Raw genomic sequence first — 21,472 nt, 5'->3', positions numbered from 1 at the left:
CTACGCCGCCCCGGCGAGCAGTTCCCGCAACAGGTCGGCCAGTTGGCCGACCTGTTCGCCGTTCAGCGCGGACAGTGCCTCCGTCTGGACGGCGAGCCCGGCGCCCACCGCCTCGTCGACCAGCCGCAGCCCTTCGTCGGTGAGGCTCACCTGGAGCCCCCGCCGGTCGTGCGGGTCGGGCGAGCGGCGCAGCAGCCCGGCCCGCTCCAGCTTGTCCAGCCGCCCGGTCATCCCGCCCGTGGTCAGCATCAGCGTCGCCGAGAGCTGACGGGGCGAGAGGGTGTAGGGCTCGCCCGAGCGGCGCAGGGTGGCCAGGACGTCGAACTCGCCCCCGGAGATCCCGAACCGGCCGTACGCCTTCTCCTGGCGGTCGCCCACCGCGCGCGAGATGCGGTTGATCCGCCCGAACACCTCCATCGCGGCCGTGTCCAGGTCGGGCCGGACGGCCGCCCACTGCTCGATGATCGCGTCGACGGCGTCCTTGCGCGGCCCAGGGCGTGCGTTCATGGGGCGAGTATCGGGGCTGGAAGAGTCGCCCGCAAGAAAGTGGCTTGACGGAAAGTAGCTTAGAGCTAAGCTACTTTCTATCGATCTATTTGAAGGGTGCGCCCCATGGTCACCAGCCGCCCCGCGCTCATCGCCGTCACCGCCCTGGCCCCCGTCTCCTGGGGCACCACCTACTACGTCACCACCGAGTTCCTGCCGCCGGACCGCCCCCTGTTCACCGGCCTGATGCGCGCCCTGCCCGCCGGACTGCTGCTGCTCGGGCTCGCCCGGGTCCTGCCGCACGGCATCTGGTGGCGCCGGGCCGCGGCACTCGGCGCGCTCAACATCGGCGCCTTCTTCCCGTTGCTGTTCCTGGCCGCGTACCGGCTGCCCGGCGGGCTCGCCGCGGTCGTCGGTTCGATCGGGCCGCTGTTCGTCGTGGGCCTGTCGGCGCTGCTGCTCGCGCAGAAGCCGACGGTACGGGCCCTGGTCACCGGGGCGGCGGCCGCGTTCGGGGTCAGCCTGGTCGTGCTGAAAGCGATCGGCTCCCTGGACACGCTCGGCGTGCTCGCGGCCCTCGCCTCCACCGCCTCGATGTCCACCGGCACGGTGCTGGCCAAGAAGTGGGGCCGCCCCGAGGGCGCCGGACCGACCGCGCTGGCCGGCTGGCAGCTCACCGTCGGCGGGCTGCTGATCGCACCGGTCGCCTTCCTGGTCGAGGGCGCGCCGCCCGCGCTGGACGGCCGGGCGGCCGGCGGCTACCTGTACCTCGCCCTCGCCGGTACGGCGGTCGCGTACTGGCTCTGGTTCCGCGGCATCGGCCGCCTCACCGCGACCCAGGTCACCTTCCTGATCCCGCTCTCCCCGCTCACCGCGGCGGTCGTCGGCTGGGCCGCGCTGGGGGAGTCACTGACACCGGTCCAGTTGATCGGCATGGCGCTGGCGCTGGGCGCGACGGTCGCGGGGCAACTGGTGCCGGGCGGGCAGGGCGGGAAGGGCGGGAAGGGCGGGAAGGGCGGGAAGGGCGGGAAGGGCGGCACGGTGCGGTCCGTGCACCTGCCCGGGAACACGGCCCCGAGGGAGCCGGCGCTGCGACGGTAAGCAGCGGGGGCGCTCCGCCACGATGGCGGAGCGCCCCCGGCTCGACCCGCTCGCCCTATTGCGCGGCGGCTGCCGTCGCGTCCGCGGCCTGGGCCTTCAGGGCGCGCTCCACGCCCGAGCGGGACTCCGAGACCAGGCGGCGCAGGGCCGCGTTCGGGGCGGCCTCCTCCAGCCAGCGGTCCGTGCGGGCCAGGGTCTCCTCGGAGACCTGGATCGTCGGGTACAGACCGACCGCGATCTGCTGGGCGATCTCGTGGGAACGGGCGTCCCAGATGTCCTGCAGCACCTCGAAGAACTTCTCCGTGTACGGCGCCAGCAGGTCACGCTGGTCGGTCTGGACGAAGCCGCCGATCACCGCCTCCTGCACCGCGTTCGGGAGCTTGTCGGACTCGATGACCGAGGCCCACGCCTCCGCCTTCGCTTCCGGGGTCGGCCGGGCCGCCCGCGCGGTCGCGGCGTGCCGCTCGCCCGCCGCGGTCCTGTCCCGCTCGTACTCGCCCGCGATCTCCGCCTCGTCGAAGCGGCCCACCGCCGCGAGCCGCTCGACGAACGCCCAGCGCAGCTCGGTGTCGACGGCCAGGCCCTCGATCGACTGGGTGCCGTCCAGCAGACCCTCCAGCAGGTCCAGCTGCTCCGGCGTACGGGCGGTCGCCGCGAACGCGCGCGCCCACGCCAGCTGGTGGTCCCCGCCGGCCGGGGCGGCCCGCAGGTGGGCCAGCGTGGCGTCGGTCCAGCGGGCCAGCAGCGCCTCCCGGGAGGCGGGGTCGGCGTACAGGTCGATGGCCAGCTTCACCTGGCGGTGCAGCGACTGCACGACACCGATGTCCGACTCCTTGCCGATGCCGGACAGCACCAGCGAGAGGTAGTCACGGGCGGGCAGTTCGGCGTCCCGCGTCATGTCCCAGGCCGACGCCCAGCACAGGGCGCGCGGCAGGGAGGACTCGAAGTCGCCGAGGTGCTCGGTGACATGGGCCAGCGACTGCTCGTCGAGGCGGACCTTGGCGTACGACAGGTCGTCGTCGTTGAGCAGTACGACCGCCGGGCGGCGCTTGCCGACGAGCTGCGGCACGTTGGTCAGTTCGCCGTCCACGTCCAGCTCGATGCGCTCGTCGCGCACCAGCTTGCCGCTCTCCTCGTCCCGCTCGTACAGGCCGACCGCGATGCGGTGCGGGCGCAGCGTCGGCTCGCCCTTGGCGCCCGCCGGGAGCGCCGGGGCCTCCTGGCGGATGGCGAAGGAAGTGACGACACCGTCCGCGTCCGTCTCGATCTCGGGGCGCAGGATGTTGATGCCGGCGGTCTGGAGCCATTTCTCCGACCAGTTCTTCAGGTCGCGCCCGGAGGTCTCCTCCAGCGCGCCGAGCAGGTCGGACAGGCGCGTGTTGCCGTAGGCGTGGCGCTTGAAGTAGGCCTGCACGCCCGCGAAGAACTCGTCCATGCCGACGTAGGCGACGAGCTGCTTGAGGACCGAGGCGCCCTTGGCGTAGGTGATGCCGTCGAAGTTGACCAGGACGTCGTCCAGGTCGCGGATCTCGGCCATGATCGGGTGCGTGGAGGGCAGCTGGTCCTGTCGGTACGCCCACGTCTTCATGGAGTTCGCGAACGTGGTCCACGCGTGCGGCCAGCGGCTGTCCGGCGCGTAGGCCTGGCAGGCGATGGAGGTGTACGTGGCGAACGACTCGTTCAGCCACAGGTCGTTCCACCACTCCATGGTGACCAGGTCGCCGAACCACATGTGGGCCAGCTCGTGGAGGATCGTCTCCGCGCGGATCTCGTACGCGGCGTCCGTGACCTTCGAGCGGAAGACGTACTGGTCGCGGATGGTCACCGCACCCGCGTTCTCCATGGCGCCCGCGTTGAACTCGGGCACGAAGAGCTGGTCGTACTTCTTGAAGGGGTACTCGTAGTCGAACTTCTCCTGGAACCAGTCGAAGCCCTGCCGGGTGACCTCGAAGATCGCGTCCGAGTCCAGGAACTCGGCGAGCGAGGGGCGGCAGTAGATGCCGAGCGGGACGGACTGCCCGTCCTTCTCGTACACGCTGTGCACGGAGTGGTACGGGCCGACGATCAGCGCCGTGATGTACGTCGAGATACGCGGCGTCGGCTCGAAGGACCAGACGTTGTCCTTGGGCTCCGGGGTGGGCGAGTTGGAGATGACCGTCCAGCCCTCCGGGGCCGTCACGGTGAACTGGAAGGTCGCCTTCAGGTCCGGCTGCTCGAAGGAGGCGAAGACGCGGCGGGCGTCCGGCACCTCGAACTGGGTGTACAGGTACGCCTGCTGGTCGACCGGGTCGACGAACCGGTGCAGGCCCTCGCCGGTGTTGGTGTACGCGCAGTCCGCGACGACCCGCAGGACGTTGCGGCCCGCCAGCAGGCCCGGCAGGGCGATGCGGGAGTCCTTGAAGACCTCCGCCGGGTCGAGCGGGTCGCCGTTGAGGGTCACCTCGTGCACGGTCGGCGCGACCAGGTCGATGAAGGTCTCGGCGCCGCTTTCGGCGACGTCGAAGCGCACTGTGGTCACGGACCGGTAGGTGCCGCCCTCTTGCGCGCCCGAGAGGTCGAGATCGATCTCGTACGAGTCAACGGTGAGCAGCTTCGCCCGCTGCTGCGCCTCTTCGCGAGTCAGGTTTGTGCCAGGCACGCGGTCATCTCCTCGTTATGTGTGGGTTCGGCCATCCTTCCATGGGAGCGTGGCCACGGCGACGAGGGTTTTCCCGATGGTGTTCGCCCCCGCGGCCCCTACCCGCTCCTCAAACGCCGGAGGGGCTGATTTCAGCCCGCCGGCGTTTCAGCCCGTCCGGCGTTTGAGGACGAGGCCCGTTCAGGGCCGAAGCGGGGGTCTGGGGGCGGCAGCCCCCAGGGGACGGGAACGGGTAGGGGCGGCGGGGGCGAAAAACAAAAAGAGGGCGGCCCCCCCGTCGTGCCAGGGGCCCGCCCTCTTCCGCGCTCGGCGTCAGCCCTTCAGCTCCGCCGCCACCAGCTCCGCGATCTGCACCGCGTTCAGGGCCGCGCCCTTGCGGAGGTTGTCGTTGGAGATGAACAGGGCGAGGCCGTTCTCCACGGTCTCGTCCCGGCGGATGCGGCCGACGTACGAGGCGTCCTTGCCGGCGGCCTGCAGCGGCGTCGGGATGTCGGACAGCTCCACACCCGGCGCCGACCCCAGCAGCTCGGTCGCCCGCTCAGGGCTGAGCGGACGCGCGAAGCGGGCGTTGACCTGGAGGGAGTGGCCGGAGAACACCGGGACCCGGACACACGTGCCGGAGACCTTCAGCTCGGGGATCTCCAGGATCTTGCGGGACTCGTTGCGGAGCTTCTGCTCCTCGTCGGTCTCGTTCAGCCCGTCGTCCACGAGGTTCCCGGCGAGGGGCAGCACGTTGAAGGCGATCGGCCGCTTGTAGACCTGCGGCTCGGGGAAGTCCACGGCCGCACCGTCGTGCGTGAGCTTGTCCGCGTCCGCGACGACCTTCTGCACCTGCCCGTGCAGCTCGGCCACGCCCGCGAGGCCGGAACCCGACACGGCCTGGTAGGTGGTGGCGACCAGCGCCTCCAGGCCCGCCTCCTCGTGCAGCACCTTCAGCACCGGCATCGCGGCCATGGTCGTGCAGTTCGGGTTGGCGATGATCCCCTTCGGGCGGTTCGCGATGGCGTGCGGGTTGACCTCCGACACCACCAGCGGCACCTCGGGGTCCTTGCGCCAGGCCGAGGAGTTGTCGATCACGACGGCGCCCTGCGAGGCGACCTTTTCGGCCAGCGCCTTGGAGGTCGCGCCGCCCGCGGAGAACAGCACGATGTCCAGGCCCGTGTAGTCGGCCGTCGCCGCGTCCTCCACCGTGACCCCGTCCAGGACCGTCCCCGCCGACCGGGCCGAGGCGAACAGACGCAGCTCCGTCACCGGGAAGTCGCGTTCCGTGAGGATCCTGCGCATGACCGTGCCGACCTGCCCGGTGGCTCCGACGATTCCGACCCTCACGGTGACTCCTTCGCTGTGGCGATTGCGTGGCCTGGACGTTTCCATCATGCGTCCCATCCCGGCGGTTGTGTCCAATCGTTTGCCCGCGGAATGGGACGGCACTCCTGCCGACCGCGCGGTCCGTTCCCCGCGGCTTCCGCCCCGCGGACCCGGAAGATCGGGCTCCGGAACCGGCGCGGAGCGGAAGAACCCGCGAATTCGCGGCGACGGGACAGATTTTCGTCGAGCCGCCGCCCCGCGAAACGCCCCGTCGGCCGCCGACCGGCACCTTCGCGGCTTCGGCCCCGGTGTGACGTACGACCCATGCCGAGGATTCCGGGATATGGACCGAACGTTTCCGACCCCACCCGCGTCATAGGAGAAACGCGGCGAGGGGAGGGTGGCTGTGCTGCGCAGAATGGCCCGTCGCGGCCAGGGGGACGGGGTGCCGGTGGTGCCGGACGATCCTCTGGACGCGGCTCAGGAGCGCAGGGTGCGGGCGGTGCTCGCGCTCGGCGGTGTGCCGCAGGCGGACCTGCTGGACGGGGTACAGCAGGTCCGCCTGCGGCTGCTGGAACGGGCGGCCAGCGGCAAGGAGGCGCCGCGGGACGTCTCGGCGTGGGCGGCGGTCGTCGCCTCCAACCTCGCCATGGACTGGCACCGCAACAAGCGCCGCCAGGAACGGCTCGGCGAACGCCTGGCCGCCCTGCGGCAGGCCGAGCACCCGTCCGGCGAGGACACCAGCGTGCTCTCCCTCGCCGTGGCCCAGGGCCTGGACCAACTGCCCGACGCCCAGCGCCAGGTGGTCGTGCTGCGCTTCTTCGCCGATCTGCCCGTACGCGACATCGCCGAGCAGCTCGCCGTCCCCGAGGGCACGGTCAAGAGCAGGCTGCACACGGCGGTACGGGCCCTGCGTGCCCGCCTGCACGAGGACGAGGTGGTGTGACATGACCGCCGAGCACAGCGGCATCGACGCGCTGATGGCCGCGATCACCGACGAACCCCTGCCCGCGGACGCGGACGCCGCCACCCGCGCCGAGCACCGCGCGGCCACGGCCGACCTCGCCGTCCTGCGCGAACAGCTGGGCATCATCGGACACGCCCTGTCCGACCCGAGCGCCCCCGCGGCACGCCCGGTTCCGGAACCCGCCCCTCGCCCGGCACGTCCGGTACGCCCGACCAGGCGCCGGATGTTCCGCGTGGCCCTCGGCTCGCTCGCCGTGGCCGCCGCGGCGAGCGTGGTGACGGGGCTCGGCTGGCTGGTGTCGCAGTCCGGGATGAACGGTGCCGCGGACGACAGCGGCGGCAACGCCTCCGAAGCGGCGAAGGGACAGGCCGACTCGGACGGCGGCACGTTCTTCAGCAGCCCTCGCTACCTGGCCTGCGCGTACCTGGTCGCCGAGGGCACGGTCACCGCCGCCGCTCCGGCCGGGAACGACCCGGAACTGGTCCGCGTGAAGGTGACGGCCACCGAGGTCTACGTGCCCGCGGCCCCCGCGGCCGCGAAGAGCGTGAAGGACGATCCCCTCACCTACGTCATCGACAAGAACACCGCCCCCGGTCTGCGGACCGGCGACGAGGTCATGATCGGCGTACCCGAGAAGGGGGCCCCGCCGGACATGTGGATCGTCGGCGAGAAGGCGATCGCCCCGGAGCGGGACCGGATCAACCGCGCGCTGTCGGACGCGGCCGACCTGGGCTGTTCGTAGCGGGGGCACGAGAAAGGGCGGGCGCCCGTTCGGACGCCCGCCCTCGTCACCTCCGCATCCGCTACGGCGTGACCTTCTCGATCTTCACGCTGCCCGCGCCCGCGACCGTGCCGCGCGCGTTGACCAGCTGGACCTGGCCGAAGAACTCACGGCCCTCCGGCGCGCCCGCCTTGGCGGTGACGCTCGCCGACACCGTGGCGGTGCCGCCCGTGCCCAGCTTCACCGGCGCCGACTCGTCGACCGTGACCGAGCCGAGCGCGGGGGAGAAGAACACGTCGAGGTAGTCGTAGGCCGTGGAGCCGGACGGCACCGAGTAGCCGTCGACCTCGACCGTGTAGGTACCGGCGGCCGGCTTGGCGATGGAGACCGCCTCCTCGGAGTCGCCGTCGGCGGACTGCGCGACCCGGTTGCCGGCCTCGTCGTAGACCGCGAGGTCCAGGTCGGCGGCCGTGTCGGTGACCTTGCCGATCGCCACGTTCAGGGCCGTGGCGCCCTCGGGCACCTCGACCGTGGTGGTGTGGGTCTCGTGCTCGGCGATGGTCGGCCGGGCCGTCTTGGAGGAGCCGAGCGGGCCGCCGGCCAGCTTGCCGTCCAGGGCGGCGAAGTTGTTCGTCACCTTCCAGGAGGCCTCGACCGGGGTGCCGACCTTGGCCTCGGGCAGGGTCAGGGTCGCCGGGTCGAAGTCCGCGCCGAGCACGGTGACGTCCAGCTTGTAGGGGTTGTCGAGCAGCGGCGACGTACGGCGCGACTCGACCTCGATCTCCCAGACGCCGGGCTGCGGGTCGGCGTACGAACGCACGTCCGGGCGGCAGCCGTTGCCGTCGAGGTAGTTGTTGTAGCAGTTCGGCGTGGACGTGGTGTCGACCGGAACGCCGTACGGGTGGATGGAGATGAACCGGGTCTGGCTCTTGTCCTTCAGCCCGCCGATCGCGACCTCAAGGGACTTGGCGCCCTCGGGGACGGTCACGAAGTGGTGCTGGGTGGAGTTGCGCTGCACCGTGTCGGAGGCCGAGTAGCTGTACTTCAGCGGCGCGGAGACCACGACCGTCGTCATGACCAGCTTGTCGGTGCCCTCGGTGCGCGGGTCGTCGACCTCCAGGATCGCGCTCTTGAGCCCGGCGGACTTCGGGTTGGCCTGCACCTTGACGGTGACCGGCTGGTTCAGCGGCAGCTTCACCTCGTCGGAGCCGACGATCTTGAAGGTGCCACCGGCGTTGTTCTCGAAGTGCAGCTCGTGCCGGATCGCGCGGTCGGCGCCGGACGTACGGGTCAGGGTGATCTCGTACGTCTTCTTCTGACCGGCCTTCAGGCCGCCCTCGCGGTCGTACAGACCGGTGCCGAAGCCGGGCGTCTTCAGGAACTGGTCGATCGCGGTGTCCACCGGCGCCTTCACCGTGTAGGTGTGCGCGGTGGCGCCCTTCTTGATCGCCTTCCAGGCGTCCGGGATGTTGATCAGGCCGGCGCCTTCCTCGTACGCCTGGACACCCTTGATGTGGTCGGCGGTCGAGGTGAGCGCGGTGCGCAGGGTGGCCGGGGTGAGCTCGATGCCCTTGCGCTTGGCGGCGCTCAGCAGCAGCGCGGAGGCACCGGCGGCCTGCGGGGAGGCCATCGAGGTGCCCTGCAGCATGCCGTAGCCGGCCGGCAGGTCGTAGCCCGCCTCGGCGACCGGGGCGCCCGGCAGCCAGGTCTGGATGGTGTTGATCGCGGCACCCGGCGCCACGAGCGTCGGGGTGAACCCGCCGTCCTCACGCGGACCGCGCGAGGAGAACGGCATCATGGCGTACTTCTTCGTCACCTGGGAGCCGTAGTTGGCGGCCCAGGTCTCCTTGGAGACCGAGGCGCCGACCGAGATGACCTTGTCGGCCAGGGCCGGGTCGCCGATGGTGTTGGCACCGGGGCCGGAGTTGCCCGCGGAGATCACCAGCTGGACGCCGTAGGTGTCGATCAGGCGGGTGTACAGCTCGGCGCGCGCGTTGTTGCCGTCGTTGAGCGCCGGTAGACCGCCGATGGACATGTTGACGATGTCGACGCCGCGGTTGACGACGAGGTCGATCATGCCCTCGGTGAGCGCGACGTTGGTGCAGCCGCCGGTCCAGGTGCAGGCGCGCGAGGAGACGATCTTCGCGCCCGGCGCGGCACCGTTCATCCTGCCGCCGAACAGTCCGTTGGCGGAGGTGATGCCGGCGACGTGCGTGCCGTGCTCGGACTCGATGACACCGATGTTGACGAAGTCGCGCTTCTGGCCGACCCAGTCACCGCCGTAGGGGTCCATCGGGACGTCCTTGCGGATCTCCACGACGAACGGCTGGCGCTCGGCGACGTCGGTGTCCGGGTTGTCGGTGCCGAACCACCCGATCTGGAAGCCGTCCTTGTACGGCTTCATCGGGGTGTCGTCACTGAAGTCGAAGTTGTTGTTCAGGTCGACCCGGACCGTGCCGTTCGCGGCGTCGTAGAGCACGCCCCAGGCGTCGGTGGTGTCGCCGTCGCGGTTCGCGTCGCCCTTGGCGTCACCGCCCGCGGTCACCGACTCGCGGAACAGGTTGACCTGGTACGACCCGGCGGGTGCCGTCCAGGTGCGGCCGGAGAAGGTGAAGCTGGGCCCGGAGACATTGGTCGTCATCGGGCGCCAGGTGGCGTCGCTGTCGATGATCGGGTCGGTCGCGGTGACCCAGTCGACGATCTTGCGCTCACCGGTGGTGGTCTTCTGCAGCGCCGGGTGGGACAGGTCCACACCGGAGTCGAGGACGCCGATGGTGACACCCCGGCCGTCCGCCTTCGGGTTGTCCTCGACGAAGTCGACGGCACCGGTCTCGAAGGACGGGTTGTACGGGTTCTCGGCCGGCGTCTTCTTGCCGGGCGCCGGGTAGGCGGCCGCGGAGGAGCCGGACTTCTTGGTGCGGACGACCGGGTCGTCCAGCGGGATCTCCTCGCGCAGGTCGATGCCGTGCACGGAGGAGAGCTTCGCCGCGGCGGCGATGGCGGCGTCCGCCTTGCCGGTCGGGACCGTGGCCCGGACGTAGCCGAGCTTGTCGTAGGTGCGGCCGACCGAGCCGCCCTTGACCGCGTCGAGCTGCTCGGCGACCTGCTCGGTCTTGCCGGGAGCGGTGGCGATCATCATCGTGACGTGCTTGTCGCCGGCCGCCTTGGCCTCGGCGAGCAGGTCGGCGTCGTCCGCACCGAGCTTGTCGTCAGCGGACTTGACGACCGGGTCGGCCGGCGCCGGAGCGTCGGCGGCGAGGGCCAGGGGTATCGGCCCGGCGGCGGAGAGCGCGGCCACCAGCCCGGCCGCGACGGCTATTCGGGCCGCGCGTCTGGCACCCGGTACGGGTTCGCGCTGGGGGGTGTGGGTCATCGGCATCCCTTGTGAGTAAAGGAACGATCGTGGAGCGATCGCTCAGCCTTACCCAAGGCAAGGATGTTTGGGGAGAGTTGACACAATCGAAATGGAGGAATGGGGAAAACCCCCTATCCCTTTCCGGGGCGTTCGCCGGTATCCCCGGGCGAGTTCCGGTATTCCGGGGTGACCCTCGCCAAACTCCCCCAAGTCGCCCCGCCGGGTGTCCGCCTTCCCGGTCCCCCTCAGTCCTCCTTGGTGCGGGCGTAATGCCGGGACGCCTTCGCGCGGTTTCCGCAGGTCGCCATGGAGTGCCAGCGGCGGGTGCCGTTGCGCGAGGTGTCGAGGAAGTACAGGACGCAGGCCTCGTGGGCGCAGACGCGGATCCGGTCGGGCGCGGTGTCCAGCAGCGTGAGGTAGTTCCGGGCGGCGAGCCAGGCGGGCCCCCAGGCCGAGGAGTGGAACTCGGGCACCTCGCCGGGGCCGTCGGCGGTGAGGGTGGCGCGGATACGGCCGTGCGCGAGCACCGCGTCGACGAGCGGTGCCGCCTCCTTCGGTGACCCGTCGACGGCGGCCTTGATCGCGTCGCGGGCCTGGAGCAGATGGCGCAGGGCGGTGTCGTCGGCGGGGCAGACGCCGTCGAGGCCGTTGGCGGCGAGCCAGACCGCGAGTCCGGCGGTGTCCGTGAGCAGGTCCTGCACGGCCCCGTCCCGCATCCAGCGCGTGTTCAGCAGGTCCAGCGCGAGCGGCTCGCCGAGGTGGGGGCGGGGGTCGGGGGTGCGGGGCGCGGACATGCGGGGCTCCTCTTTCCGTGCCGGGGCTCCTCTTCCGTACTAACCGGTCAAGGGTACGTGACCGGTTGACACCTCCCTCTTCTAACCTCTAATCTCAATTTAAGGGGTTAGAACCAATCGGGATCCTCGGAACCCATCCGTAGGCGACACCACTTCCCATGGGGGCAGTCATGACCTTGCGCACCGGCCACGTAGGCCTGAACGTCACCGACCTGGACCGCTCGCTCGCCTTCTACCGCGACGTCCTCGGCTTCGCCCTGCTGGCGGAGGGCAAGGAGGAGGGCCGGCGGTACGCGTTCCTCGGCGACGGCGGCGCCCCCGTCCTCACGCTGTGGCAGCAGGCGGGGGAGGCGTACGACGCAACCCGGTCCGGACTGCACCACCTCGCCTTCCAGGTGGACTCCGTCGAGAGGGTCCGTACGTACGAGGCGGCCCTGCGCGAGTACGGCGCGGAGTTCGCCCACGACGGAGTGGTGGCCCACGCCGAGGGGGCGGGATCCGGGGGCATCTTTTTCTTCGACCCCGACGGCGTCCGCCTGGAGATCTCGGTGCCGAGCGGCGCCGAGGGCGCGCCCGCGCCCCATGAGTCCGCTCCGACCTGTGGATTCTTCTAACCATGGGCCTCTATCACGAGGGCTCGCTCGCCCTCCAGGACCGGCTCGGCGTGCGGGACCTGGCCGCCCACGTCGGCCGGTCCGTCGGGGACGGCATCAAGCCGGTGGCCGCCGCCTTCCTGGAACTCCAGCCGCTGCTGGTGATCGGCGCCGCCGACCCCGCGGACGGCAGGGTGTGGGCGGCGCCGCTCGCCGGGACCCCGGGGTTCGTCCGGGCCACCGGCCCCCGCCAGATCTCCGTCGCGACCGGGGACACCTCGACCTCCCCGCTCGCGGCGGCCCTGACCACCGAGGGCACCCCCGTCGGCACCCTCGCCCTCGACCCGCGCACCCGGCGCCGCATGCGGCTGAACGGCACCCTGCGCCCGACCCCGAGAGGCCTCGCGATCGAGGCGGACCGGGTCTTCGCCAATTGCCCGAAGTACCTGCAGCGCAGGGAGACGTACGAGTACGTACCGGACCGGCCCCCGGGAAAGCCGCTGCGCAACCGTGAACTATCGTCGCGCCAGGCGGAGTTCATCGCCTCCGCCGACACCTTCTTCCTGGCCAGCGTGCACGCGGGCGGCGCCGACGCCAGTCACCGCGGCGGCAACCCGGGCTTCGTCAGGGTCGAGTCCCCGCGCGAACTGAGCTGGCGCGACTACCCGGGCAACTCCATGTTCCTGTCCCTCGGCAACCTCACCACCGACCCCCGCGCGGGCCTGCTCCTCCTGGACTGGACGTCGGGCACGGCCCTGCACCTCACCGGCGAGGCCCACCTGGACCCCACCCCGGAACGCCGGGTCCGCTTCACCCTCCGCGAAGCGATCGAGATCCCCTCCGCCGTCCCCCTGCGCTGGTCCGCCCCCGAATACTCGCCCGCCAACCCGGAACAACCCTGAGAACACCTCCGAGCGCACTGTGCCGCCCAAAGGGCTGAAATTCACTCAACCGGCGCACAGCGGCTCAACCATCCCGAACAACCGCAGGTCTGCCTTCCCGACCGACCCGACGCGATCGGAGCGCCGGGCTTTTGAAGGGGGAAGACATGACCACACGCGTACGGACGATGCTCGTGGCGGCCACGGCGGTGGCACTCTCGGCGGCCCTGGCGGGCCCCGCCGTCGCCGCCCCGGAGCCGAGCGGCGGCGGCCACTCCGCCACCCGCGAGGCGATGCGGGCGGCGGTCAAGGACGGGGTGCCGGGAGTGACGGCCACCGCGCGGGAGAACGGCCGCGCCTGGTCCGCCACGGCGGGCGTGGGCAACCTGAGGACGGGCAAGAAGCGCTCGGCGGACGACCGTTACCGCGTCGGCAGCATCACCAAGACCTTCGTCGCCACCGTGCTGCTCCAACTGGAGGCGGAGGGCCGGCTGTCCCTGGACGACACGGTGGACAAGTGGCTGCCCGGCCTGGTCGAGGGCAACGGCCACGACGGCACGCGCATCACCCTGCGCCAACTCCTCAACCACACCAGCGGCATCCACAACTACACGGACGACGAGACGTTCGTGCGGACCTACTTCCTCAAGGACGGCTTCTTCCAGCACCGTTACGACACCAAGCCCCCCGAGGACCTGGTCGCCCTCGCCATGACCCACAAGCCGGTCTTCGAACCCGGCACCGACTGGTCCTACTCCAACACCAACTTCGTCCTCGCGGGCCTGGTCATCGAGAAGGCCACGGGCCACGCCTACGGCGACGAGATCCGCGCCCGCATCCTCGACCCGCTGAAGCTGCGCGCGACCTCGGTTCCCGGCACCCGGGTCACCGTCCCCCGGCCGAGCAGCCGCGCGTACGGCAAGCTCGCCGCCACGACGACGGGCCCCACCTACGACGTCACCACCCTCAGCCCCACCCTCGCCCACGCGGCAGGCGAGATGATCTCCAACTCCTCGGACCTGAACCGCTTCTACAGCGCCCTGCTGAAGGGCGAACTCCTGCCCCGGAAGCAACTCAAGGACATGAAGACCACGATCAAGGTCGAGGAGTTCCCGAACGCCGGCTACGGCCTCGGCCTGATGGAACGCGAACTCTCCTGCGGCATCAAGGTCTGGGGCCACGGCGGCGGCATCCACGGCTCGGTCTCCGAGGCCGTCACCACGTCCGACGGCCGCCACTCGCTCTCCTTCAACTTCAACGGAGACTGGTCGGGCGACACGGAGGCGGTGGTGGAGGCGGAGTTCTGCGGAAAGTAGGCCCGCGAGGCTCGCAGCGTGCAGGGCCGTGAGGTTCTGCCGCGAGCGACCCCGCGAACCGCCCCGATGGATATCCTGCTCCCCACGTGAGGCGCGAACACCCGGGGGAGCGCGGTGGCGAGTTCAGCGATGACGGAACACCGCGACGCGGTAGTGGTCCTGCCCGGAATCATGGGCAGCGAGCTGATCGAGAGCGCGACCGGACACGTCCTGTGGGGTGTGTCCGACGCGCGCTGGTACGGCAGCGCGTGGACGAGCGGCGACGCACTGACGAAGCTGCACGTCACCGAGGACGAGCGGGAGGGGCGCACGGGCCGGATCCGGGCGACCCGAACCCTGCGCTTCCCCGCCTTCGCCCCGGTCCTGCACGGCTTCGAGCCGTACACCAAGCTGCTCCAGGGCGTCCGGGCGAGCGCCGCGCACCCGGACGCGGTCCTGGAGTTCGCCTACGACTGGCGGCTGCCCGTCACCCACGCCGCCACCGAACTGGCGCGCGCCGCCGAGGCCCACTTACGGTCCTGGCGGTCCCACCCCCAGGGCAGCCGGGACGCCCGGCTCACCCTGGTCGCCCACTCCATGGGCGGACTCGTCGCCCACTGCTTCCTGACCGAACTGGGCGGCGCGAGCGAGCTGCGCACCCTGATCACCCTGGGCACCCCCTACTACGGCTCGGTCAAGGCCGCCGCCCTGCTCTCCACCGGCGAGGGAACGCCCCTCCCCCTGCCCCGCCGCCGACTGCGCGCCCTGGCCCGCACCCTCCCCGGCCTCCACGAACTGCTGCCGAGCTACCGCTGCGTGGAGGAAACCCCCGGAGTCTTCCGCCGGTTCACCCCGTCCGACGCCGAAGCCCTGGGCGGCGACCGCGACTTGGCGAAGCTCGGCTTCGAGCGACAGGAGAGACTGCGCACCGCGCCCCCGCTGCCGGACCTGCGCGCGGTGATCGGCGTCGGCCAGCCCACCGCGCAGAGCCTGCGGCTGCGGGACGGCACGGCCCAGACGTACGCATACGTCCCGGACGGCGGGACCCGGACCGACCGGCGCGGCGACGGCACGGTCTACCGCGACGCCGCCGCCCCCGCCGGAACCCGCCCCTTCGCGCTCCCGCAGACCCACGGGGCCGTCGCCCAGAGCGAGGAGGCCATCGCCTACGTCGCCTCGGTCCTCACCGAACGCCCCCTCGGACCACCGCTGGGCGCCGGCGAACCCGGCCTCCACATCCCCGACGTGCTGACGGCGGGCGACCCCTGCCCGATCGAGGTGGACCAGGTCGACAACCCGACAGCGGTGGCCTGCCGGGTCGTGGACGTCGCCCGCAACCTGGAGATCGCCCGCCCGCGCCTGACCCCGCGCGACGGCCGCCTGCACACCGAGGTGCCCCTGCCCGGACCGGGCCTGTACCGGGTCCTGGCCAAGTCCGGAGGGGCATCGGCGGTGAGCCAGCTGGTGCTCGTGGTCACGCCCGATGAGTGAGTTCAGCTTCGTACCCGTCCCCATCGGACGGTACGAGCAGCCGACGTTCCCGGCACTGGACGCCGACGACCAGGCGGCCCGGATCGCCGACCTGGTCGAGGAGATCGGCGGGAGCGAGGAGCACTGGGAACCGGGACCGCGGGACCATTCCGCGGTCGCCGGCCGACTGCGACAGTGGTCGAATCCGCCCGCCCCGCGCAGCTCGATGCTCTACTGGGCCGGTCACGGGCAGGCGCTGGGCCCCAAGGCGTGGCTGGCCGTGGAGGACACCCCCGACCCGATGACCGTGAACGCGGTCAACCCCGAGTCCTTCGCCGAGTACGTCATCGAGGAGTGGCGGCACCGCTCCCTCGACGAGGAGGCCTGGGCTCTTGTCGTCGTCGAGGCGTGCGGGGCCCGCCGTTTCGTGGAGATCCTGCTCTCCCGCCTCTACGACGAGGGCGGCATGGACCGGCTCGCGGTGATCGGAGTCGGCGGCTACGGCTCCGGGTATCTGGGCACCTTCCGGCAGGTCCTGTCGGACGCGCTCGCCGGGTACAGCGACAACGACGACGCCATCCACCTGCGGGACCTGGTGGGCCGGGTCCAGGACCGGCTCGGCGACCAGGGCATGGTCGCCGACCTCGGCCTCTACCAGGCCCCGCCGCTCCCACGCCGCCGCCGCTCCACGGGCCGGGTCACCGCGCCCCTCGACGTCTACGCCGAACTCCGCGACTTCGTCGCCACCCTCACCCCCGACGAACGCGGCCACTTCCTGCCGAAGGCCCAGGGCGCCGAACAGGGCGAGCTGGCCTGGTATTTCATGGGCCGCAGGCAGGAGGGAGCCCGCATCGCCGAGTGGCTGCACACCGCCACTCAGGGCATGCTCGTCGTCACGGGCGAGGCGGGCTCCGGCAAGTCCGCGCTCCTGGGCAACGTGGTCGTCCAGGCCAACCCGGAGCTGAGCGCGCTACTGGCGCGGGCCGGAATGACGGACGGCACGGAGGGGGCGGTGCTGCCCCCACCGCACGTCTTCGACGCGGTGCTGCATCTGACGGGGGCGACGACGGGGGATGTCGTACGGCAGTTGGCGGGGGACGAATCAATCGAGGACACGGAGGAGTTGGCGGCGCGGCTGTCGGACCGGGAGTCCCCGTTCACGGTGCTGGTCGACGCGCTGGACGAGGCCCAGGACCCGCTGACGGTGGCTCGCGAACTGCTGGCGCCCATCGCGGGTATCGACGGCGTCCGCGTCCTGGTCGGCACCCGCAGCTCCACCAAGGAGGGCCCGGACTCCCCGGCGGGGGAGGACAGGGACATCCTGGACGCGCTGAGGGAGCCGTCGCTGTGTGTGAAGGTGGGCCGGGACAGCGCGGCAGCGGACGAGTACGTACGCCGCCGCCTCCTGGCCGGCATCCCCACGATCGCCCCGACCGAACTGGACGCGGTACGCGAGGAAATCGCGTCCCGGGAACGCCACTTCCTGTACGCCCGCCTGGCGGTCCACGAGCTGATGGCCCGCCCGGAGCTGCTGGAGCCCACCCACCGGGACCAGCGCGCGGAGCTCCTGGCCCACGACTACCGGGCCCTGTTCGCGGCGGCGGTACGGCGACTGGGTGACCGCGATCCGGCATTCGCACCGCTGCTGGAGGCCCTGGCCTTGGGACAGGGCCGCGGACTGCCCCGGACGGACGGCGTTTGGCAGATCGCGGCCCGCGCACTGGACGGCACGGCGGCCATCGACGAGGAGTCCGTGGACGCACTGCTGGCGGACGCGGCCCCGTACGTCATGCTGGACGCGGAACACGGCCAGAGCGTGTACCGCCTGGCCCACCGCACGTTCCAGGAGCACTACTTCGCCGCGAGGGCGCCCGAACTCCCGTTCCGGCACCGCCTGATCGCGCGGGGCCTGTCGGAGTCGGCGGACGAAGTACTTCCGTCCACGCCGAATCCGTACGTCGTCCACCACCTGCCGGGCCATGTGGCCGCCGCCGACGACTGGGCCTTTCTGGTCTCCCGGCCGCGCCTGCTGGACCATCTGGCACCGGGCGCGGTGGCCGCTCAGGCGGCCCGCCCGCGCCCCGGCTCGCCCCCGCTGCCGGGAGCGATCTCGGCGATCCGCGCGGCCCATCACCGGCTGGAGGCGGTACGGCCGAGCGAACGAGGTTCCCTGCGCGCCATCGCGGAAGCCCAGTTCACGGGCCGGCTGCCGGACCCGGAGACCTGGCACTCCCCGGACGCACGCTGGGTGCCCCTCTGGGCCGACTTCGAGCGGCTGCGCAGCCCTACGACGAGCGTGTTCACACTGGACTGCGGGAAGCTGACGGCACTCACCGCGCTGCGCTGGGGGGACGGGCGTACGGTGGTGGCGCTCGCGGAGGACAAACCGTGCCGCGTGCACTTCTGGGATCCGGTCGCCCAGTCCCGGATCGGGGAGCCACTGAACGTCCCGAAGCTGACCACCGTACGGCTGGCGGCGGTACCCGCCGAGGACGAGCGTGATCATCTGGCCGTCGGGGGCAGGAACGGTCTGGAGATCTGGGATCCGCGCACCAGGACCCGGGTGGACGGCCTGCCCACCGGGCCCGACTTCGTTCTCCAGGACCTCTCGGCTGTGCGGACCCGCGACGGCCGACTGCTGCTCGCCCATGCCCTCCTGGTGGAGGGGCGGATCCACTTCTGGGAGCCGGGATCACGGCGTGTGACCTCGGTCGACATGCGCAATAACGTCGGCTCCTTCGTCGCTCTGCCGGGAGAGGACGGCTCCGATCGCCTTGTGGTTGCCAGCCAGTTCTCGTCCACCCCCATCCCCCGCAAGGTCGATGTGCGCGAAGCACCGGTCGACGTAGTCGTCATGGGAGGGGAAGCGGAGTCGATGACGCCGGTCCCGGGAGAACCGGACCGGGTTCTGCTGACGCCGTTGTCCGTGGGGCGAAGGCCGGTCAGCGTCTGGGAGGCGAAACGAGGCTCCACCACAGAGCTGCCGATCATGGTGGACCTCGCCTACCGGGGAGACTTCACGCTCGTTCGAGGCTCCGACGGTGAGCTTCTGCTGATCTCCCTCACGGGTCACGACCGGGAGGTCACGGTCGAGGTGGTCGGGCCGGACGCTCTGCGCTCGGAGAGCGGCGCCGGGCCGCGGCACAGCACCGTGAGCGTGCATGCCGTCCATCTGCCCGGCCAGGGCGATGCGTTCGCCGTCTGTTCCCGCGGCGGGGAGTTCGGGTTCCGCTCGGTGGCGACCGGCGCTCCACTGGGCGAGCGCACAGGGAACACGAGGCAAGTCATGGGACCTCCCGGAGGACCGCTGCTGATCAACTCGCGCGACGAGGAACTCTGGACCGAGCGGGAGGGCCGCAGGCCGCTGCCCGAGGCCGGCCCCTACCCCCCGGGGAGTGTCCCGTTCCTGAGCTCGGACGGCCGCCTGCTGCTCGCCCAATTCGACCTGAGAGGGAACAGGCGGAAGATCGTCTGCCACGAGGTACCGCGTGAGCGGGAGAAGTGGCGGGTGGACTGTCAGGTCCGTCCCGGTGACATCGGCAATCCCACCCAGATCCGGTCACTGCACAAACCGGGCGGCGGGGCGCTGATCGTGGCGCACTACTGGGACCACCCCATCGTGGTCGACCACGACCACCCGAAGGACGTCTGGATCCTGACCGAGGTATCCACCTCGTACCACAAGGGCGCAGCGGTTCTTGATCTGCCGGGACCGGTGCTCGCTGTGTGCGACGACTACCAGGTCATGCTGTGGGACTACCCGAGTCGCAGGCGGATCGCGACACTCGGCCACCACGACCACAACGACATCATCGCGGACCTGGCCGTGCTTCATGCGGGCACCGGCGACCGGCGTCGCCTGGTGCTGGCGGTGGCCTATGTCGACGGCTTCCTGCGGCTGTGGGACCCGCTGCGGCCGGCCGGACCCCTCGCCGCGCTCGCCCTGGACATGGCGCCCGAAGCCATCGCCGCCTCCGGCACCAGGATCTGTCTGGTGAACGACGAAGGCGTGCTGTGCGTGGATGTCGGTGGTCTCGTCCCGGACGCCGAAAGCGGCCCAGCCCGGCCCCGGCCCTCCGTGCCCGCTCTCTCCGCTGTCCACCGCCCGCCCCTCCTGACCCGCCTGCGCACGCACATGAGGAGGGGCCGCCGATAGGCCCGGCGGCCCCTCCTCTCCCCTCCTGATGTCCCCCTGCCGTGCCTACCGGGGCAACACCACGACATAAGCCGCCGGATCGCGGTCCGCCGACGCCATCAGGGCCGTGCGGACCACGGCCGCCTGCTGTTCCAGGCACTCGCGGAGCTTCTTCGGCGTGATGTACACGACCGTGATGCCCAGCCGCTCCAGGTGCTCCCGCTTGCGGGCGTACTCCGACCACAGGGCGTCCTCGTCCTGGCGGGGCGCCCGTGTGTCCAGTTCCACCGCAACCGCGTGTTCGGGCCAGTACGCGTCCAGGCCCCCGAGGTGGGGCCCGCCCGGCAGACGCAGGTCGACGTTCCAGACCGGGTCGGGCAGGCCGTACTCGCGGACCATCGTGTACAGGCGGTCCTCCGCGATGGCGCGGCCCTCGGCCAGCAGGGAATCCACGGCGTCCACCACGTGCGGTCGGCTCAGCAGCTTCGCCGCGGTCAACTCCCGTACCACCGCCGCCGGTTCGCAGTGTCCCCCGCGTACCGCCTCCGTCAGCAGGCGACGGACGGCGCCGGCGTCGGAGAGTTCCGCCACCGCGTCGGCGAGAGCCCGCGGTACCGGGGCGACGGGCAGCCCCGTGACCTGTTCCGCCTTCGGCAGCGACGGCGTACGGACGATACGGGCGCAGCCCGTGGAGCGCAGGCGGCGCAGGCGGGGGACCAGGACGTCGATGCGGTCCAAGGAGGTCAGTGGGGGAGTGGCCGAGAAACCGTGCAGGTTGAGGGCCGCGAGCCCCGTGATCATCGCCTCCGCGTACACCGGCCGGCGCGGCTGGTCGGCGTCCGGCTGGGACGGCACCCCGGACGTCCGCTCCCGTGCCGCGTACAGCAGGACCGCGTTCAGCCGCTCCTCGCTGGTGGGCGGGCCGGGGTGGAGGAGGTAGACGCCCGGCAGGAACTGCTGCCAGGGGCCACCGGCCCGGCACTGCTCGTTGATCTCGGCGGCGGCGACTCCGTGTGCGCGCAACTGCGCTGCCGTCAGGACCCGGCGGGGGGCGTCGGCGAGCTGGTGGAGGGGGCGGGGGGAGAGCGGGGTGTTGTGGTTCATGACCCGCAGATTCCCGCCCCCGATCCGCCCCCTAACCGCTGTTACACGCCCGTCGACAAACCCGGACAAGCTCGCCCTAAAGGACGGGTGTTCGGATGCCGATAGGCCGGGAAAATCCCTGGTCCGTTCGGGTGGTGCCGGGGGTTACGGCCGTGACTGCGCGCGTTCTGCAACAGTCGCGGCCGCGATCCCGGGTCCGCTCAGGGGCCGGCCTCCGTGTCCGTCCGGCGGACCGTTGAACCGCCCTCGATCCGGCGGGTGATGTCCGCGTCCCGCGCCCGGTCGGTGGAGTCCAGGTAGGCGGACCCGCCCTCGACCTCCGTGTGCACCGAGGCCCCGTCGGACGCCACCGTTCGGATGTCCTCCGCCCGGGAGTGGTCCCGCACCTCCAGGCGCAGGCTGGTCCGCCGGGACTCGGTGCGTGGCACCGCCGCCCGCCACTGGACCAGGGTGAGCCCCGCCACGCAGGCGAGCAGCGCGCAGCCGAGCGTCCACGTCCAGGTCTCGGTGACCAGGTTGGTGAGAACTCCCGTACAGGTGCCCAGGGTTACCGACGCCACCGCCGTGGCCAGGGGGCGAGATATCGTCATGCAAGAGTCATACCCGTCAAATGACCTGAATGCT

15 protein-coding genes are annotated in these 21,472 nt (G+C 71.4%); 8 read left to right on the top strand and 7 right to left on the bottom strand.

Translation table 11 applies throughout. The features are described from left to right. Positions 1-507: a MarR family winged helix-turn-helix transcriptional regulator gene (locus tag ACZ7L7_RS04270; RefSeq protein WP_471429441.1), complete on the bottom strand. Its 507-nt coding sequence runs from the start codon at positions 505-507 to the stop codon at positions 1-3. A gap of 105 nt (positions 508-612) precedes the next feature. Here ACZ7L7_RS04270 and ACZ7L7_RS04265 point away from each other — a divergent pair, with 105 nt between their 5' ends. Further along, positions 613-1,587 carry an EamA family transporter gene (locus ACZ7L7_RS04265; RefSeq protein WP_472074707.1) on the top strand — a complete coding sequence of 325 codons (975 nt, stop codon included), beginning with the start codon at positions 613-615 and terminating at the stop codon, positions 1,585-1,587. Positions 1,588-1,642: 55 nt separating this feature from the next. On the opposite strand, the gene pepN is transcribed toward ACZ7L7_RS04265, so the two are convergent. Next, on the bottom strand, positions 1,643-4,225 hold the full coding sequence (gene pepN / locus ACZ7L7_RS04260; RefSeq protein ID WP_285511059.1) for an aminopeptidase N: 2,583 nt from the start codon (positions 4,223-4,225) through the stop codon (positions 1,643-1,645). A 312-nt stretch (positions 4,226-4,537) separates the two neighbouring features. Then, positions 4,538-5,554, bottom strand: a complete 1,017-nt coding sequence (locus ACZ7L7_RS04255) for an aspartate-semialdehyde dehydrogenase (protein ID WP_285511060.1) — start codon at positions 5,552-5,554, stop codon at positions 4,538-4,540. A gap of 379 nt (positions 5,555-5,933) precedes the next feature. Here ACZ7L7_RS04255 and ACZ7L7_RS04250 point away from each other — a divergent pair, with 379 nt between their 5' ends. Together ACZ7L7_RS04250 and ACZ7L7_RS04245 are read left to right on the top strand one after the other, a co-directional pair. Next, positions 5,934-6,479 (top strand): sigma-70 family RNA polymerase sigma factor, encoded by a 546-nt coding sequence (locus ACZ7L7_RS04250; protein ID WP_471429436.1) that lies wholly within the window; start codon positions 5,934-5,936, stop codon positions 6,477-6,479. A gap of 1 nt (position 6,480) precedes the next feature. Next, positions 6,481-7,242 carry a hypothetical protein gene (locus ACZ7L7_RS04245; RefSeq protein WP_285511062.1) on the top strand — a complete coding sequence of 254 codons (762 nt, stop codon included), beginning with the start codon at positions 6,481-6,483 and terminating at the stop codon, positions 7,240-7,242. A gap of 61 nt (positions 7,243-7,303) precedes the next feature. Here the strand turns inward: ACZ7L7_RS04245 and ACZ7L7_RS04240 are convergent, their stop codons facing one another. Together ACZ7L7_RS04240 and ACZ7L7_RS04235 are read right to left on the bottom strand one after the other, a co-directional pair. Continuing rightward, positions 7,304-10,594 carry a S8 family serine peptidase gene (locus ACZ7L7_RS04240; RefSeq protein ID WP_453607752.1) on the bottom strand — a complete coding sequence of 1,097 codons (3,291 nt, stop codon included), beginning with the start codon at positions 10,592-10,594 and terminating at the stop codon, positions 7,304-7,306. 227 nt (positions 10,595-10,821) lie between these two features. Further along, complete coding sequence (locus ACZ7L7_RS04235; protein WP_285511064.1) at positions 10,822-11,370, bottom strand: CGNR zinc finger domain-containing protein; 549 nt, start codon at positions 11,368-11,370, stop codon at positions 10,822-10,824. Between the two features lie 170 nt (positions 11,371-11,540). Here ACZ7L7_RS04235 and ACZ7L7_RS04230 point away from each other — a divergent pair, with 170 nt between their 5' ends. The 5 genes from ACZ7L7_RS04230 (at position 11,541) to ACZ7L7_RS04210 (ending at position 19,765) form a co-directional block, all read left to right on the top strand. Continuing rightward, on the top strand, positions 11,541-11,984 hold the full coding sequence (locus ACZ7L7_RS04230) for a VOC family protein (RefSeq protein WP_285511065.1): 444 nt from the start codon (positions 11,541-11,543) through the stop codon (positions 11,982-11,984). Positions 11,985-11,986: 2 nt separating this feature from the next. Beyond that, the gene (locus ACZ7L7_RS04225; RefSeq protein ID WP_472074703.1) at positions 11,987-12,865 is read left to right on the top strand and encodes a pyridoxamine 5'-phosphate oxidase family protein; all 879 of its coding nucleotides are present in this window, start codon (positions 11,987-11,989) and stop codon (positions 12,863-12,865) included. Between the two features lie 146 nt (positions 12,866-13,011). Beyond that, positions 13,012-14,160, top strand: a complete 1,149-nt coding sequence (locus ACZ7L7_RS04220) for a serine hydrolase domain-containing protein (RefSeq protein ID WP_453607747.1) — start codon at positions 13,012-13,014, stop codon at positions 14,158-14,160. Between the two features lie 129 nt (positions 14,161-14,289). Next, complete coding sequence (locus ACZ7L7_RS04215; protein WP_285511068.1) at positions 14,290-15,630, top strand: esterase/lipase family protein; 1,341 nt, start codon at positions 14,290-14,292, stop codon at positions 15,628-15,630. After that, the gene (locus tag ACZ7L7_RS04210) at positions 15,623-19,765 is read left to right on the top strand and encodes a hypothetical protein (protein ID WP_472074700.1); all 4,143 of its coding nucleotides are present in this window, start codon (positions 15,623-15,625) and stop codon (positions 19,763-19,765) included. The genes ACZ7L7_RS04215 and ACZ7L7_RS04210 overlap by 8 nt, the downstream gene beginning before the upstream one ends. Positions 19,766-19,810: 45 nt before the next feature. On the opposite strand, the gene ACZ7L7_RS04205 is transcribed toward ACZ7L7_RS04210, so the two are convergent. Further along, entirely contained in the window at positions 19,811-20,848 is a 1,038-nt protein-coding gene (locus ACZ7L7_RS04205; protein ID WP_472074698.1) for a hypothetical protein, read from the bottom strand. A 200-nt stretch (positions 20,849-21,048) separates the two neighbouring features. Continuing rightward, positions 21,049-21,438 carry a hypothetical protein gene (locus ACZ7L7_RS04200; RefSeq protein ID WP_285511071.1) on the bottom strand — a complete coding sequence of 130 codons (390 nt, stop codon included), beginning with the start codon at positions 21,436-21,438 and terminating at the stop codon, positions 21,049-21,051. Between the last annotated feature and the right edge of the window lie 34 nt (positions 21,439-21,472).

Source organism: Streptomyces sp. NPDC110618, assembly GCF_055657065.1.
This window is presented reverse-complemented; position numbering and strand designations above follow the sequence as displayed.